The organism is Candidatus Paceibacter sp. (genome assembly GCA_013360865.1).
Taxonomy (GTDB): Bacteria; Patescibacteriota; Minisyncoccia; order UBA9983; family UBA9983; genus SURF-57.
Genome location: JABWAS010000002.1, coordinates 55,879 through 72,412 on the forward strand (window position 1 = coordinate 55,879; position 16,534 = coordinate 72,412).

Here is a 16,534-nt window from a genome sequence, read left to right on the forward strand (position 1 = left end):
TATTTTATCATTTCCCCGCCAATTGTCCGCAGGCGGCCAAGATGTCTTCGCCCAAACTGGCGCGGAACGTAACAGAAACGCCCAGCTTTTTCAACCGGTCAAAAAATTGATTTCTTTTTGTTTCAGAAGATGGGCTATACTGCAACCTGCCCGCCTCGCTAGTCTCGATGTTTGTCGGGACGTTGCGGGCGTGGTCGTGGTATTTTATGAGGTTTAAATGATAGAGCGACCCCTTCATCAGTTTGGCCAGCTTTTCTGCGTCTTTATCCGTATCGTTTATGCCCTCAATCATCAGATACTCAAACATAACTTTGCGGTTTGTTTTTTCTATGTATTCATCTACCGCTTCCATTACTTCCTTTAAGGGATAAATTTTGTTTATTGGCATCAAAACTGACCTCATGTCGTTGTCCGGAGAGTGCAGAGAAACAGCCAGATTGACCTGGAAATTTTCATCGGCGAATCTTTTTATTCCCGGAGTAACGCCGCAGGTGGAAACGGAAATATGCCTGGCGCCGATGTTTAATCCATCTTTGTCGTTTAAAATTTTTAGCGCCTCCATAACGCTCTCGTAATTCAAAAACGGCTCGCCCATGCCCATAAAAACGATGTTGTTGACCACGCCTTCTGAATGGCAAGGTTCAACCTTGCCATTCGATGTCAAGGTTGAACCTTGCCATTTACGTTTCAAATATCGCGCGAAATACAAAACCTGATCCACTATCTCCGCGCTATCCAAATTTCTTTTAAATCCGCCTTTGCCGGTGGCGCAGAAGCCGCAACCCATGGCGCAGCCGGCTTGCGAAGAAACGCAGACCGTATTTCTGTCCTTTAGGTGCCTCATCAAAACAGTTTCAATGGTAAAATTTCCGTTTATTTTGAAAACTGTTTTGATGGTCCGGCCGTCTTTTGATTTTGCGGTTTTAACCGGCTTCAGGTTCAACAACGGAAAATTTTTCTCCATTTCCTCCCGCAATTCCTTAGATAAGGTCGTCGCCTCCTCCCAGCTTTCTATCAAATCGCAAAAAACCGCTTTCTTGATCTGCTTTAAGCGGTAAGGTTTGTGACCGTTTCTATTCAAAAATTTTTCTAACTTAACTATGTCCATTTATTTTTTCTAAAATTATTAAAAACTTTTTTATTTTTACGTCTTTTCCATCATTATCTCTTACGGCATCAAAAATAACTATTTCATTAGTTTTTTTAGTTTTTGATTTGAGGTTTTGAACTTTTCGCTTTGACATTTGAGTTTGTTTTACTTCGGTCCCAGAAATTCCGTTTCCGCTTCCTCGGGATGAGTGTGACGGGAGTATCTTCTCATGCCCATCAGCATTCCCAGGGCGGCGTAAATGGTAAGCATGTGCGAACCGCCATAACTCATAAACGGCAAGGTGGTGCCGGTTACGGGCAGCAGGCCGATGTTCATCCCAACGTTGACGAAAAAGTGGGCGCACAGGAGCACAGCCACGCCAATGCCAAAAAGAGTTTCAAAATTGGTGGCTCCGATGGCCGCGTTTTTAAGCACCCTCCAGACAACTATTCCATAAAACAAAAATATCAGCAATGTTCCGGCAAACCCCCACTCCTCGGCGAAAGCGGCAAAGATAAAATCTGTCTGATGCTCGGGCAAAAACTCCAGCCGGCTCTGACTGCCGAAACCTATTCCTTTGCCGAACACCCGCCCCGAGCCGACGGCGATCATGGATTGGATGGCGTTGTAGCCGGCGCCCCGGGCGTCTCTGGCCGGATCAATAAAAGTTATGATGCGATTTTTCTGGTGCGGCTTCAGGACAAAAAACCAGGAAACGCTTAAGAAAACCGCGGCAAGCATGAATATCGCCAGCAAGTGTTTTTTGCTTACACCGGAAACCGTTATCATGCCCAACCATATCAAAAATATTATGGCCGCCGAACCGAAGTCGGGCTGAAGAAAAACCAGTCCCGCCGGAATGGCCGCGTAAATTCCCGACAGGATTATGTGCCTGATGTTGGCTATCTCCGTGTGACGGCGGGAAAAATATTTGGCCAGAATAAGAATGATTATTATTTTGAGCGGGTCGGAGGGCTCCAGCGAAAAAAAACCCAGATCAAACCAGCTGGCCGCTCCTTTTGTCACCTTTCCCCAAAGAAGAAGTGCCGCCAGAAGAAAGTTTATCGCCAGAAAGAACGACATTATCACTCCTGTCTTCCGGAAAAATCTCCAGTCCACGGAACTGAAGACGAAGAAAACGACCCAGCTTATGCCGATCCATAAAATTTGCCGGTCAAAGAAGTAGTCGCTTCCCGCGCCCAAAGACCTCATGCTTATCAGTCCGGCCGCCAGCAACGGTACCGCCGCCAGAAAAAGCGTCCAGTCAATGCCAATATAACGGGTGAGAGCCTTCATAATATTACTAGAAATCGGAGGCGCTTTCGGCTCTGACGAAAATCTCTTCCGAATCGCGCTCGCCCTCCAAAATTTCCGGCCAGGTGAAAAAGACTTCTTCGGAAGCTCCGCCTTTTAGCCGTTCCAAAACCGTGGCGCTGCCGGCGACGGCGTTGCCGTCAAAATCATAAATTACGGCGACCGCCCGGACGTTAAGGGCGTCCTGGAGAGATTTGTTGGCGATTATGGCCGAGACGGCCGGACCGCGCGAATCGTCGTAATTTTTGCCGGTCACGACCAGGCTGGGCGGCTCGCTTTTGGCAAGCTCCCACTTTATATTTTTGCCGAACTCCAGATACGCCCGCGCCGGAACGCGCGCGCCCGTGGAAACAGCCTCTTCAAACAAGGCGAATTTTTGCCCGGGGTTTGCGAAAGTGCTTCCTTCTCTGGAGGCTATCAATATGTTTCTCTCGTCATAAAGTTTAAAAACGTAACCGACCTTGCCGGAGCGCAGTTTCAAATTTCTGTTTTCCGCCAAAGCCACGACGTCGTATTTGCCGTCGGCGATTTTAACCGGCCGGCTCCATAAGACAACCAGGTCTTTTATTTCCCCCAGGCACTCTTTGGCGCACGGTCCGCCGCAATCCACGCCTTGTTCTTTCTGGTTTTGCCGGCCGTCAAAGCATGTGGGAGCGGTGACTCTTAAAAAGACAAAAATGCCGGCGCTTATCGCGGCAATCATGAAAAACAATAAAAAGGTTATTTGTTTTTTAGCGGTCCAAGGAAGCGGCACGGCTTAATTATATCAGCTCCGCGCCAAATAAAAAAGATTGATTTCTTTGTCCTGGCGACTACCTACTTTCCCTCTACGAAGTATCATCGGCACTACGACGTTTTACTTCTGTGTCCCCGCACTAAAAATTAAATCCTCTGAACCGGCGGCTAGCTACTTTCCCCCAAAAGAGTATCATCGCCGCTACCACGTTTCACTTCCGTGTTCGGAATGGGAACGGGTGGTTCCGTGGCGCCAAGCCACCGAATCAGAAGATTCAAAATTTAATAATAGCCCTATTTTAGTGCGGGGCAAGTCGGAATGCCTGTCCCGTAATCAGCTTCGCTGTATTTGGGAAGAACAGGTAGTTCCATCGCGTTAAGTCACCAGGACGCAAAAATCAATCCATACGATAAGATTAAGCGGCATTATAATTTACCCCGTGAAATAAATTTTGTTTTTGGAAACAAAATTTGATTTTTAAATTCCGATTTAAAAATCATTTCACAGGGTGAACTTTACAGGTTTCCTAATAGGAAAAGACAATTAGTACTTCTCGGCTGAACACATTGCTGTGTTTACACCTAAAGCCTATCAAGGTCGTAATCTTCAACCTGTCTATGATTCCTAATCTTGGGGTGGGTTTCTCGCTTAGATGCTTTCAGCGATTATCCCTTCCCGACATAGCTACCCAGCGGTGCTCCTGGCGGAACAGCTGGCACACCAGAGGTCGGTCCACTCTGATCCTCTCGTACAGAGAGCGGATCCCCTCAAGAATCTAACGCCTGCAGCAGATAGGAGACCAACCTGTCTCACGACGGTTTGAACCCAGCTCACGTAACCTTTTAATTGGCGAACAGCCAAACCCTTGGGACCTTCTCCAGCCCCAGGATAGGTTGAGCCGACATCGAGGTGCCGAACAGTGCCGTCGATATGAACTCTTGGGCACTACCAGCCTGTTATCCCCGGAGTAGCTTTTATCCGTTAATCTTTGGCCGCGTCTAATGCGGACCAGCGGTTCACTATGCTCTGCTTTCGCATCTGCTCGACCTGTCCGTCTCGCAGTTAAGCCGGCTTTTGCCATTACGCTACCAGCGCGGTTTCCATCCGCGCCTAGCCGACCTTAGTAGACCCCTCCGTTACCTTTTAGGAGGGATTCGCCCCAAACAAACTGCCCACCAGGAACTGTCTCCTCGCGTTTTTGCCGCGAAGGTTAGATTTTAAGTTTTTAAAGAGTGGTATTTCACTGGCGGCTCCATGCCGCCCAAAAGCGGCACTTCAAAGCCTCCCACCTATGCTACGCATCAAAAACCTAAAGCCAATACCAAGTTGCAGTAAAGCTTCCGGGGTCTTTTCGTCTAGCTGCAGGTAACCGGCATCTTCACCGGTATTGTATTTTCACCGAGCAATTTCCCGAGACAGTTCTCCGGTCGTTACGCTATTCGTGCGCGTCAGAACTTCATGTTTTACCCCCTATTTTCATAAGGGCATAGACTATATCTTCATCTGAATAGATTTTAATATCGCTTCTCTCTATTCAGCGTCGGCGTATTATAGCGTTGCTTTTTCACAATTTCATTATACTTCGCATAGCTATCTTTGTCACCACTATCCAGCAGTGACTCCAGTCGTTACGGGACCACTCCGCTCCGCTAGTTGGCGGATGGCGGAATGCCTCCAATCTTTTGGATTGGGTTCCCACGGTATTATCCTGCCTTCATCGTTCTAACCTTGATATTAGAACTCCAACGAGGACTTCACCGTTATTAGCCGATTTTTTTCCGATATCGCTATCGGAACAGGCAATTCAATTACCTGACAAGGAATTTCGCTACCTTAGGACCGTTATAGTTACGGCCGACATTCACGAGGGCTTAATGCACGGCAGCCGCACCATTGCTGATGCGACCAGCGCATTTTGACCTTCTCGCATTGGTCAAGCGTCGCCCCCTATACATCCTCTTGCGAGTTCGCAGGGAGCTGTGTTTTAGGTAAACAGTCGCCAGAGAAACTTTCGCTGCGCCCGATACTACAGCTCTACAAACGATAGATACATGAAAGACAAACTTTTTTTCAAAATTTGGCTATTTCAAAATAAATATCGCGCGTAAAGTTGTAGTATCGGGAAGCCTTATCCCGAAGTTACGGCTGCTTTTTTGCCTAGTTCCTTGGGAAACTCTCACTCGTTCGCCTTAGTCTACTCGACTCACCCACCTGTGTCGGTTTTCGGTACGGTTCCCACGCGTTTAAGTTTAGAGATTTTTCTTGGAAGCCTGCTCCGTTTTATCCCCACGGGCGAACCCGTAAGTCTTCGCTTCGCTTGGAGATTACCTTGCGGCCCGCTTCCGGATTTTCCTGGAAGCCCCCCTCACGACCCGAACGCAAATCCAATAATGCGCAAAACATACTAGACTCCGTCCTCCCATCACAACGCGCGGAAGTCACGGAATATTAACCGTGTGTCCATCGCCTGCGGCTTTCGCCATCGGCTTAGGCCCGACTAACCCTTGATCGATTAACGTTGTCAAGGAAACCTTAGGTTTGCGGCGTTCCGGTATTTCACCGGAATTGTGGTTACTTGTGCCAACATTCTTACTTCGCAACGCTCCATACCGCCTCGCGGCGTGTACTTCACTGCGGATGCGAATACTCTCCTACCGAGCAAGCAAAGCTTGCTCCCTCACCTTCGGTATTTCGCTTAGCCCCGATTATTTGCGGCGCGGAACCTCTTGACGAGTGAGCTGTTACGCACTCTTTAAAGGATGGCTGCTTCTAAGCCAACCTCCTCGCTGTCAGAGAAATTCCACTTCCTTAAGCGCACTTAGCGAAAATTTAGGGACCTTAGATTGAGATTCGGGCTGTTCCCCTTTTGACCAGTGAAGCTTAGCCCCCACGGTCTGACTGCCCGTCAATGACTTCCGGTATTCGGAGTTTGATTGATTTGCCGAGATTTCTCCCTGTGCGAATCATCCAGTGCTCTACCCCCGGAAGGTAAAACGGACGCTAGCCCTAAAGCTATTTCGGAGAGAACCAGCTATTACCAAGTTCGATGAGCTTTTCACTCCATACCACAGATCATCCCATAGTTTTGCACGGCTAATGGGTTCGGGCCTCCTCCCGGCTTTCGCCGGAATTCACCCTGTCCGTGGTAAGATCACCTGGCTTCGGGTCTAATTTGTACTACGAACGCCCTTTTAAGACTCGCTTTCGCTGCGCCTTCGCCGCTTATAACGGCTTAAGCAAGCAGCACAAATTAACTCGTTGGCTCATTCTTCAATAGGCACACCGTCGCGCGCGCAGCGCGCGAAATTTAAACATTTAAATATTTAAATATCCGCGTGCTGCGCACGCTCCGATTCCTTGTAGACATATGGTTTCAGGTTCTATTTCATCGCCCTCACCGGGCTGCTTTTCACCTTTCCCTCGCGGTACTTGTTCACTATCGATCTCAAAGAGTATTTAGCCTTGCCGGTTAGTTCCGGCGGATTCCTCCGGGCCATTCGTGTCCCGAAGTACTCAAGAACAGCATTGAAAGCATAGTTTTATTTTCGTTTACAAGGCTATTACCTTCTTTGGCTCCGCGTTCCAGCGGATTCAACTAACAAAACTATTTTTAGGCTTTCTTTAATTGCCGTCTTACAACCCCAACACGCTCCGCGCGCAAGTCAAAAGTCAAAAGTTTTTAAAGTTTATAAAGTAAATTCAATTCACCTTATAAACTTTCAACTTTATGGACTTTATGAACTGCGTGCGAAGCACGTCAGTTTGGGCTCTTCCCTTTTCGCTCGCCGCTACTTAGGGAATAACATCCCGACGCAAGGTCGGGACGCCGACTATAACGTCGGCGTTGTTCTCTTTTCCACCTGGTACTGAGATGTTTCACTTCCCAGGGTTCGCTTCCCTCGATTGCTCTCGGGATATTCCGCTTTTAGCGGAACGGGTTTGTCCCCATTCGGACATCTCCGGTTCAAAGGCCGCTTAGCGCCTCCCCGAAGCTTATCGCAGCTTAGCCGCGTCCTTCATCGCCTCTTTGAGTCAAGGCATCCACCATACGCCCTTGGTTCCTATTAGGAAACCTATAAAGTTCAATCCTGTTAAATTCCACAAAACGGGAGCGACTCGCCCCCATTTAACAGGACTTATTTTTTTACCTGCTATACCCTAAAACCAAGACCCCTCGGTTTTAGGGCTGTCCCGTCGATTCTTAATAACGGGACAAATCTTATCGTATTCTGTTTTCAATTTGCATTCCTTTCTGAAAAAATATCCCGCTGAAAGCGGGACAGCAACATGATATATCAGAACGACTAGGTCCGCTTTCTTTTTGATGAGATATTTTTATTGCATATCATCTACGCGCGTTAGTATATACCCTCCGTTTAAAAGAGTCAACACACCATTACAAGTTCAATTTAACGCGTTGGTTGTTCTAGTTTTTCTGCGAAATCGCCTTCGGCTTTGTTTGAGGAAAACTTACGACAAAAAAGAAACTTGTAACGGGGCAAGCCCCCAATAAAAAATGCCCCACGAAATTCATAAAATTCCACAGGGCATTTCACGGGGTGAACCCCAACAAAACAAGACAGCTTAGTGTTCTCCGTTTACGTCCTTTTTCAACTTCTCAATGTATTTGGCCGCGGCGTCTCTGCCTCCCAAACCGAAAGCCAAACCTCCGGCTATGGCGACCATCGCCACAAAGCCGGTAAAGAGAGTCTGGGCGAAAGCCCCGGCAATTCCAAGCTGATAAAGAGCGGCCAGTATGGCGAATGCCCAGATGGACCATTTGGTTATCCCCCCGAGCAAGTGGGTGGAAGGAGAACCGGCCGCTTTAGCCGAACCGACGACAAGTCTGTGCATGGCTTGGGCGATAAAAGCCGCCGCCACCAGAATCAAGGCCGCCACGATGACATTGGGCAAGTAGTCCAAAACGACGTTCTTGAGGAAATCGTTTACGTCGCTGAGCCCGATGATATCCAAAGAAGCGATAAGGAAAACAACTATCAGAAACCATTTGACCAAACCTCCGATGAAATGTCCCGAGTCCAAAGTAAAACCTCCCTTGTGCAGAAGGTCGTCAACCCCGACGGATTGAAGCGCTTTGTCCACCCTTAAGGTGCTGATGGCGCGGGCAACGAATTTGCCGACCACGGAAGCCACGATAAGACCGACGATGAAAACTATTATAGCCATCAGAAGCTGGGGCGCGAACAACACCACGCCGTCCCAAAGTTCCTGGAAAGATTGCACTAAAACATCACTCCACATAATATTTTAAATTAAATAAACTTATGCTTATAAATGATGGCGCCTAAGCGACTGACACCATCGTTAAATCACTATGGCAATATTATACAACAAAAACCGGTTTTGGTTTTTGCAAGCTGTGAATAAGTTTACCCCCACACCTGTTTTAGCGCTGTGAAGCGTTTTTTCAAAGAAACTTCGGCTTTGCAAAAATAACACGAAAACAGGTGTGGGGGTTTACTCCGTTACAAGTTTGCAGTTTTTTGACAATTAACCACCGACGAAGCCGAAGGCGGCTTCGCGTAAAACTTTAAAATAACCAAAGATGAATAGTTGAACTTGTAATGGGATTTACCGCGTGTTTTTAGAGGTATTTTTTAAGCGTTTCCAGGTGTTTAACCAGCATGGCGGCGTAGCCGTATTCATTGTCGTACCAGGAAAGAACTTTGACCAGATTGCCGCTTGCCACGCGGGTAAAAGCCGCGTCCACGATGGAGCCGTAAGGCTCTCCGACAATATCGGAAGAAACAATTTGCTCGTTGGAAACTTTGATTATTCCGTTCCAGCGCGGCAGCAATGATTTCTCCGCCAGTATTTTGTTGACTTCTTCGGCCGAAGTTTCCCGTCCGCTTATAAAAGTAATGTCCGCCAGAGAGCCGGAAGGAACGGGCACCCTCACCGCCACCCCGTCAAACCTGCCTTCCATTTCCGGCAAGGCTTTGGCGGCGGCGACGGCGGCTCCGGTGCTGGATGGAGAAATATTGAGAGCTCCCGCCCTGCCCCGCCTCCAGTCTCTAGCATCCGGTCTGTCCACTATCCCCTGTGTGGCAGTGTAGGCGTGGACGGTGTTGAGCAGCGCGCTTTTGATGCCCAGCTCTTCGTCCAGAATCGCCAAAACAGGAGTGACGGCGTTGGTGGTGCAGGAAGCGTTGGAAGTTATTTTAAACTTGGCTATGTCTTTAGAGCAAACCTCCGGAGTAAAGGTAAGGGTTTTATCGTCTTTGACCGGCGCGGTGATGACAACCCTTTTCGCTCCGACGTTAAGGTGCGGCTCCGACTTCTCGTAAGAATCAAAAAATCCGGTGGACTCCACGACAACGTCAACGTCCAACTTGCCCCACGGCAGCTTAGAAGTATCTTTTTCCTGAAAAAATTTTATCCGGCTGAAATATTCCGGCAATTCAAATTTTCCGTAAACCGAGTCATGCTCAAGCAAATAAGTTAAATTTTCCCTGTCCGCCAAGTCGTTTACGGCCACGATGTCAAAATTTTTATTCGCCGAAGCCTGCCGATAAAGAATCCTGCCTATTCGCCCAAACCCGTTGATGGCTATCTTCATAAATTAAATTATACCAATTAAAAATTAACTTAAAACATAATATCCTCCTCCGCTCTTTTATAATCGTGAATTTCTTTTTTAGAAAACCAGAGGGCAATCTCGTTGGCCGCTTCCTCCGGCGTCTCCGAAGCGTGGATGATGTTGCGCAACGAACGTTTGTTGAGATTGGCCTGAACCGGCGAATCCACGGAAAAATCTCCCCTTATAGTCCCCATGTCCGCGACATTAGGCAAACTGTTGCCGCAAATTTTTCTCACCATATCCACGGCGTGCACTCCCTCCACGACCCCCTTAACCATCGGTCCGCTGGTCATAAAGTCCAGCACCCACTCCCGTATCATTTTGCCGATTTTTTCCGGCTCGTCGGTGCCCAGTTTTTCTTTCGGGTCAACGCCATATTGTTTGTAGTTGGCCAACGATTTTTCTCCCAGCCTTTTTATCCACGCTTCGTCTTTGGGGTAATGTTTGTCCACTTCTTCCCTTGCCGCCCATATCATATTAAGGGCGATTATCTTAAGGCCTCGTTTTTCAAAACGGGAGATGATTTCCCCGACCAGCCCTCTTTTGACTCCGTCCGGCTTGATGATAAAAACTGTCTTCTCCTGTTTTGGGTTACGCATAGCAAATATTTTAATCCCTTTTTCTTCAGTCGGCAATAGAAATTCTCTCTCCGTCGCTAAAAATTTTTATCGTTCCCTCTTCGTCCGTCCGCAAAACCGGCGTCTCAAACTTTTCCAGCCTTTCCATAATCTCCTTATGCGGATGACCGTATTTATTTTCCGCGCCGGCGGAAATAACGGCGAAATCCGGGCTGACGCTTCCCAAAAACATTTCCGAAGTGGAGGTGCGCGAACCATGATGACCAACTTTCAGAACGTTGCTTTTTAAATTTCGCGCGCCCGGCGCCAGCAGATAATTTTCCAGGTTGTCTTCCATATCGCCCGTCAGTAAAAAAGAATTATTTTTGTAAACCAATTTTGAAACGACCATTGCGTCATGGGGAGGAATATTTTTATCGTTTATTACGGGCAGGAGAATGTCCAGATAAGCGCCGCCGCCGAGATTTATTTTCATCCCTCTTTTCGCCTGGGCATAAAAAGACTTCTCCGCTTCAACCGCTTTTTGGTAATCGGCGAACCCGGACGATTCATCATTTTCCGAACCGGAATCCAGAATCAATCCGACTTTATATTTTCTCAAAACGTTTATAAGGCCACCGTAATGGTCCAGGTGCGGATGGGTAAGAATAACGGCGTCAATCGTACGGTCGTAAAACGGCATTATTCTGGAAAGCTGTCTTAAAACCGTTTTATTAGGTGGCCCGCCGTCCACCATAATTTGTTTTCCATCAAGTGTTTGAATAAAAACAGCGTCGCCCTGCCCCACGTCAAGAAAAGCGACCAATAAATCTTTTCTAGTCTCCTTAAAAACGGCGTACCAGACAAAAACAGCCGCCAAAAACAGCAGACCGAGAAAATAATATCGGAGGTTTTTATTAATTTTGGACATCTCTTGTCAATATTGAGAGGACATTAGCCCTGCCTTATAATTCCGTCATGGATATTATATCAATTATTCTGGTCATCGGCGGCCTGTGTTTGTTTGAAACGATAACCAGCATAGACAACGCCATTATCAACGCGGAAGTTCTCCATACAATGAAGGAGAAAGCCCGCCGATGGTTTCTGCTTTGGGGACTTATTATCGCCGTGTTTCTCATCAGGGGTATTCTGCCCTGGCTGATAGTCTGGATAAGCACCCCGCAGCTCGGTCCGATAGGCGCCCTGACCGCCGCCTTCAGCAACGACCCGAGCGTGCCGCGAGCCATAGAAAAATCCGCTCCGATAATTCTTATAGGCGGAGGGGTGTTTATGATTCTGCTTTTTTTGCACTGGCTGTTTCTGGAGCCGAAGAAATACGGCCTGCGGGGAGAAAAATTTTTCCACGAAAAAGGAGTCTGGTTTTTCGCCATCGCTTCCGTCGTCCTGTCCGCCATAGTTTGGTTTGCCCTCAAGCAAAACCCGTTTATGGCCTTTGGCGCGGTGCTCGGCTCCACCGCTTTCTTCATCACCCACGGCTTTAAACAAAACGCCGAGCAGAAAGAAAAAGAAATGTTGCGCGACGGCTATTCCGACCTGGCCAAAATATTTTATTTGGAAGTGATAGACGCCACTTTCTCCATAGACGGGGTGCTGGGCGCCTTCGCCTTCACTCTTTCCGTGCCTTTAATTTTAATCGGCAACGGTATTGGCGCGTTTGTGGTACGACAGCTCACTATCGGCAATATTGATAGGATTAAAAAATACATTTATCTCAAAAACGGGGCGATGTACTCGGTCTTGCTTCTGGGGTTGATAATGGTTTTGGACAGCTTCGGCTTCCACATCCCCAACTGGGTTTCGCCCGTAGCCACATCCTTTGCCGTGGGCTACTTCTTCTGGAAATCAAACAACCATAATAAAAAGGCTATCGCTGTGTAACTTAAAATCACAAGCGCCTCTGAAAAGCCTTGGATGTTTACCGCTGAAAACGGCAGTTTGGCGAAAATATCCACGACAAACAATTCATATTGAAGCAAAGCGTAGCTGATCCAGCCGAGCGGCGCGGCCAATATGCCACTGAATATTCCTAAAATTCCGGTGGCAAAGCCGAAGAACATCGTCATCGGGATAAACGGCAAGATTAAAAAATTAACAGGCAAGCTTACAATGGAAAACAGTCCTGTTTTATAAACCAATAGAGGCAGGACGAAAATTTGCGCCGAAATGGTGGCGGCAAAAATTTCCCGCAGATTGAATTTGTCGGTGATAAAAAACAGTTTCTCCTTTACAAAAGGCGAAAGATAAATGAGTCCAAGCGTGGCCAGAAATGAAAGATGGAAAGAAGTATCAAATCTCAAAATTTTGGGATTTTGCAAAACCATGAAGAAACCGGCCAGAAACAGCGCCCAGGAGGCGGCGTAAATCCTGCCCGTGGACCGGGCGGCCAACGCCAGCAACGCCATAACGGAAGCGCGCAAAACGGTGGCCGAAGCGCCAGTCATTACCGCAAACAAAATCACTCCGGTTGCTCCCCCGCCAATCGCCAGATACCGCGGCAGAAAACTGAAAAACAGCATTACGGCTTCCGCCACGATGGTAATGTTGTAGCCGGACAAAGCGACGATATGCGCCACGCCGGTCGTTCTGAAATCTTCCTGCAAGTTTTTCGGCAGGCTTTCTCTGGCGCCGACGGTTATGCCGCCCAGGAAAGCGGCGTGCGGCTCCGGCACGGAATCCGATATAGCCGTCAAAAATTTCCGCTTCAAATCAAATAACTTTTCCTTAACCCAAAAACCGTTTCCAGAAGAAACAAATTCAACCTGCGGATAAAACATCTCGTAATAAATTCCGTCTTTGGCCAGATAAGCGGGCCAGGAGAAATTGTTTGCTCCATCAAGGGGTTTCCTTGATTTCCTAATCAAGGAAACCCCTTGATGGTAATCTTCCGGTTTTTTTAAGACACCGCTGATTTTTAACTTGTCGCCGTATTTGTATTCGGGATATTTTTGGGCATAGACCAGGATTTTTGAATTGTTTTCTTCCTCCTCAAAAACAAACCTCAAATAATTTTCTTTTTCCTCTGGCTCGTCAACTATAATTCCCGCCAAAACAGATATTTGCCCCATCTTTGATTCCATCAACGGATTTTCTCCGCCAAAATCGCTGATGCCGTACCTTAATTGCCCGAGTCCGCACGAAACAAAAATCAGTCCGGCGGCCAAAAAAATTTTCACCCGATTAAAACCGTAAAACAGGAAAAAACATCCGCCTAAAAAAATAAAAAGTGCCGCCAACACCCAGCCGAAATCAACAAAGGAAGAAACAAAAATCCCCGATATAAAACCGGAAATAATAGTAGTCAAATATTTACGCGGCATAAACTAAAACAATTTTGGGTTTTGGCGCTTGGAATTTGGAATTTCTCCCTCATCCATCGCCTCGTTGGCCAGTCTGTCCGCCTCCTTGTTTTGCTCGCGGGGAATTTCCGTAAATTTTATCGGCCCGAAGTCCATTCTAAGATTCCAGATTTTGATAAAAAGCGGAAAAAGTTTTTCCTCCTCAATGCGGTATTGTCCGTTTAACTGGCGGGCGATCAGCTGACTGTCCATTTTGAATTCAATTTCCATCTGTTTTACTTTTTCCTTGCCGAATAAGGCCTTAAGCTTTTGCAGGGCGAAGACAACCGCTTCGTATTCGGCCTCGTTGTTGGTTTTTACGCCTAAAAAATTGGAGTACCCCTTGATGAGATTTCCTTTTTCGTCGGTTATCGCCACACCTATTCCCGCCGGGCCGGGGTTGCCCCGCGAGCCGCCGTCGGTGTAAACGATTATTTTTTCTTTTTTCATTAATTTAAATTTTCAAACCATTTTTATATCCTCTATCCGCAGGCGCAATTCTCTCCTGCCACGGAAGTCGTTTCTTTCCAGCGAGGCCGCCAGATTTATTTTCTGCCCGCTTCGCAATCCGCTAAAATCGCCGCCCCTGAAAAATCCCACCGCCGAAATGTTCTCCCCGCCGCTTTTTTTGAAATTAATCTGGAGATGCGCGTCGCCGTTGCCGAATTTCCTCACCTCACTTATCGGCAAATCGTAAAAGGCGAAGACCGGCTTTTCGTTTTCCACCCCGAACGGACGCAATTTTTCCAAAAAAGAATAAAACTGCCAGTTCATATCGTCAATTTTCATCTCTCCGTCTATAAAAATAAAACCGTTTTCTACGTTATCGCGCGGATAAGACTCAAACCTGTCCAAAATCTGCTCGCCCAACTCATCTTCCCGTCCGTCGTTTAAGGTAAATCCTCCAGAAAAAGCGTGTCCGCCAAAGTCGCTGAAGAATTCTCTAGGCAACCCTCCCATAAAATCAACCAAGTTGATTGAGCCGTTGCTGCGGCAGGAACCTCTTATCTTATCGGCCCGGCCCCTTCCCCACAGGAACACCGGGCAACCGTACTTTTCCATAATTTTATTGGCCGCGATTCCCAAAACGCCCGGATACCAGTCCGCGCTGCCATCTACTATTATCTTTGGGCTTTCTTCCCGTCCGATTTTATTCATTACCGCTGATGATATTTTTTCCACCTGATTTTTCCTGTCCGCCGTCAAAAGCTCCAATCTGCCGCTTATCCAGTCGGCTTCCTTTTCTGAGTCGGTGGTCAAAAGATTGTAGCCCAAAGTGGCGTGGTCCATCCGGCCGGCCACGTTTATGCGCGGAGAAATTAGAAAGGCCAGATCCTCTTCGTTTATAATGGAAGGGTTGATGCCCAGTCTGTTATAAAAAGAGATTAGCCCCGATCTCTGCGTTTTCGGCATCACTTTTCTTAAACCGTAAAGAGTAAGCACCCTGTTTTCCCCGACAAGCGGCACCATATCCGCCACGGTCGCCACCGCCACCAGATCAAGAAGCCATCTTTCCCAGCCGGGCACTATATTGAAGCCGCCCCGGGCGACGAGAGCGCAAACAGTTTTAAACGCCAGTCCGGCTCCGCACAGAAATTTGAACGGGTAATTATCATCTTCTTTTTTCGGATCAATTATGGCGCAAGCCGGAGGAGTTTTACCATCCTGAACGAGATGGTGGTCTATTACCACCACGTCCATACCTGAAGCATTTGCCTTTTCTATCTCTTTGCCGTTGGTTACACCGCAATCAACGGTTATGAGCAAGGAAGTCCCGGCGCGGGCGAATTCGTCAACCGCTTTCTCGTTCAGACCGTAGCCCTCCAGAAACCTGTCCGGAATGTGGACGTGGAAGTTTTCGAATCCGGTTTTTTTGAAAAAGTCGTGGAATATGACGCAGGAGCAGATTCCGTCGGCGTCATAATCGCCGAAAACGGTTATCTTCTCGTTATTTTTCATCGCGCGGGAAATTCTCTCTACGGCCTTATCCATTCCGTCCAGCAAAAACGGATCGTGTAGCCCGCCGTCATAAGCGGGGTTTAAAAATTCTTCGGCCTCCTTTTTTGTTTTAACGCCTTTGTGAAAAAGTATTTTCCGAAACGGATCCGGCCACTCTGCCAGTTCTCTTGCCGCGTCTTCCGGAACTATGTCTTTGACCAACCATTGCTTCATAAATTTACCCTGTGAAATAAAATTTGATTAGTTGATAGTTAATAGTTAATTATTAGCAGGTGGTATGTTTTATAAACTTGTTAAATTTATTTAAAAAAATAATCAAATTTTGATTTTTTAATTGAAAATTAAAAAATCATTTCACGGGGTAAATTATATCACAAAGAAAGAAAGACATAATCTTAATAATTCACACTTTTTGTGTTATAAAATAGATATATGAATAATTGTGTTTTTTGCAAAATAATAAACGGCGAGATTCCAGCGGATAAAATTTACGAAGACGCCGATTTTTTGGCTTTCCTGGACATCAACCCCATCAATTCGGGACACGCGCTTTTGATACCGAAAACCCACTACGAAAATCTCTATAATATCCCGGATAAAGTTTTGTCGGCCATCGCTCCGCTTATTAAAAAACTGGCCGTTGCCGTAAAACAAGGAATAAACGCCGACGGCATAAACATAGGCATGAACAATGATTCTGCCGCCGGCCAAGTTGTTCCCCATGCCCATTTTCACATCATCCCCCGATTTTCTGACGACGGCTTGCGCCACTGGCCGGGCAAACCGTACGCCAACAAAGAAGAAGCCGCCGAAATGGTAAAAAAGATAAAAAGTGGAATTTAATATCGTTTGCGACCCGCCCGCCACGACTGCCGTCGGGCATGTCGGGCGCGGCGCCTTGCGCAGTCCACCAGAGGC

At 47.3% G+C, this 16,534-nt stretch carries 13 protein-coding genes and 2 rRNA genes; 2 read left to right on the top strand and 13 right to left on the bottom strand.

Translation table 11 applies throughout. The annotated features are described in order from the left end of the window. Positions 1–7: 7 nt before the first annotated feature. The 10 genes from rlmN to HUT38_00595 form a co-directional block, all read right to left on the bottom strand. Positions 8–1,108 (bottom strand): 23S rRNA (adenine(2503)-C(2))-methyltransferase RlmN, encoded by a 1,101-nt coding sequence (gene rlmN, locus HUT38_00550; protein ID NUQ56976.1) that lies wholly within the window; start codon positions 1,106–1,108, stop codon positions 8–10. After that, entirely contained in the window at positions 1,095–1,244 is a 150-nt protein-coding gene (locus HUT38_00555) for a hypothetical protein (protein ID NUQ56977.1), read from the bottom strand. The genes rlmN and HUT38_00555 overlap by 14 nt, the downstream gene beginning before the upstream one ends. Before the next feature lie 11 nt (positions 1,245–1,255). Beyond that, positions 1,256–2,386 carry a rod shape-determining protein RodA gene (gene rodA, locus HUT38_00560; protein NUQ56978.1) on the bottom strand — a complete coding sequence of 377 codons (1,131 nt, stop codon included), beginning with the start codon at positions 2,384–2,386 and terminating at the stop codon, positions 1,256–1,258. Between the two features lie 7 nt (positions 2,387–2,393). Next, complete coding sequence (locus tag HUT38_00565) at positions 2,394–3,107, bottom strand: hypothetical protein (protein ID NUQ56979.1); 714 nt, start codon at positions 3,105–3,107, stop codon at positions 2,394–2,396. A gap of 191 nt (positions 3,108–3,298) precedes the next feature. Next, positions 3,299–3,405, bottom strand: a 5S ribosomal RNA gene (gene rrf, locus HUT38_00570). A 273-nt stretch (positions 3,406–3,678) separates the two neighbouring features. After that, positions 3,679–7,203: ribosomal RNA gene (locus tag HUT38_00575) — 23S ribosomal RNA — on the bottom strand. Positions 7,204–7,724: 521 nt separating this feature from the next. Beyond that, entirely contained in the window at positions 7,725–8,402 is a 678-nt protein-coding gene (locus HUT38_00580; GenBank protein NUQ56980.1) for a hypothetical protein, read from the bottom strand. 343 nt (positions 8,403–8,745) lie between these two features. Further along, positions 8,746–9,720, bottom strand: coding sequence for a type I glyceraldehyde-3-phosphate dehydrogenase (locus HUT38_00585; GenBank protein NUQ56981.1), 975 nt, complete (start codon positions 9,718–9,720; stop codon positions 8,746–8,748). A gap of 29 nt (positions 9,721–9,749) precedes the next feature. Continuing rightward, positions 9,750–10,340, bottom strand: coding sequence for a nucleoside-diphosphate kinase (locus HUT38_00590; GenBank protein NUQ56982.1), 591 nt, complete (start codon positions 10,338–10,340; stop codon positions 9,750–9,752). A 25-nt stretch (positions 10,341–10,365) separates the two neighbouring features. Beyond that, positions 10,366–11,229 carry an MBL fold metallo-hydrolase gene (locus tag HUT38_00595; protein ID NUQ56983.1) on the bottom strand — a complete coding sequence of 288 codons (864 nt, stop codon included), beginning with the start codon at positions 11,227–11,229 and terminating at the stop codon, positions 10,366–10,368. A 47-nt stretch (positions 11,230–11,276) separates the two neighbouring features. Between HUT38_00595 and HUT38_00600 the strand changes: the two genes are divergently transcribed. Beyond that, positions 11,277–12,200, top strand: coding sequence for a DUF475 domain-containing protein (locus HUT38_00600; GenBank protein ID NUQ56984.1), 924 nt, complete (start codon positions 11,277–11,279; stop codon positions 12,198–12,200). On the opposite strand, the gene HUT38_00605 is transcribed toward HUT38_00600, so the two are convergent. The 3 genes from HUT38_00605 to recJ are packed head-to-tail and all read right to left on the bottom strand — an operon-like array spanning position 12,149 to position 15,829. After that, positions 12,149–13,639: a ComEC family competence protein gene (locus HUT38_00605; GenBank protein NUQ56985.1), complete on the bottom strand. Its 1,491-nt coding sequence runs from the start codon at positions 13,637–13,639 to the stop codon at positions 12,149–12,151. The genes HUT38_00600 and HUT38_00605 overlap by 52 nt on opposite strands. Positions 13,640–13,642: 3 nt before the next feature. Further along, a complete protein-coding gene (locus HUT38_00610; protein NUQ56986.1) occupies positions 13,643–14,107 on the bottom strand; it encodes a ribonuclease HI family protein in 465 nt (154 codons plus the stop codon). A 12-nt stretch (positions 14,108–14,119) separates the two neighbouring features. Further along, a complete protein-coding gene (gene recJ, locus HUT38_00615; protein NUQ56987.1) occupies positions 14,120–15,829 on the bottom strand; it encodes a single-stranded-DNA-specific exonuclease RecJ in 1,710 nt (569 codons plus the stop codon). Between the two features lie 219 nt (positions 15,830–16,048). On the opposite strand from recJ, the gene HUT38_00620 reads away from it, so the two are divergent. Further along, the gene (locus tag HUT38_00620) at positions 16,049–16,459 is read left to right on the top strand and encodes an HIT family protein (GenBank protein ID NUQ56988.1); all 411 of its coding nucleotides are present in this window, start codon (positions 16,049–16,051) and stop codon (positions 16,457–16,459) included. Positions 16,460–16,534: the final 75 nt, after the last annotated feature.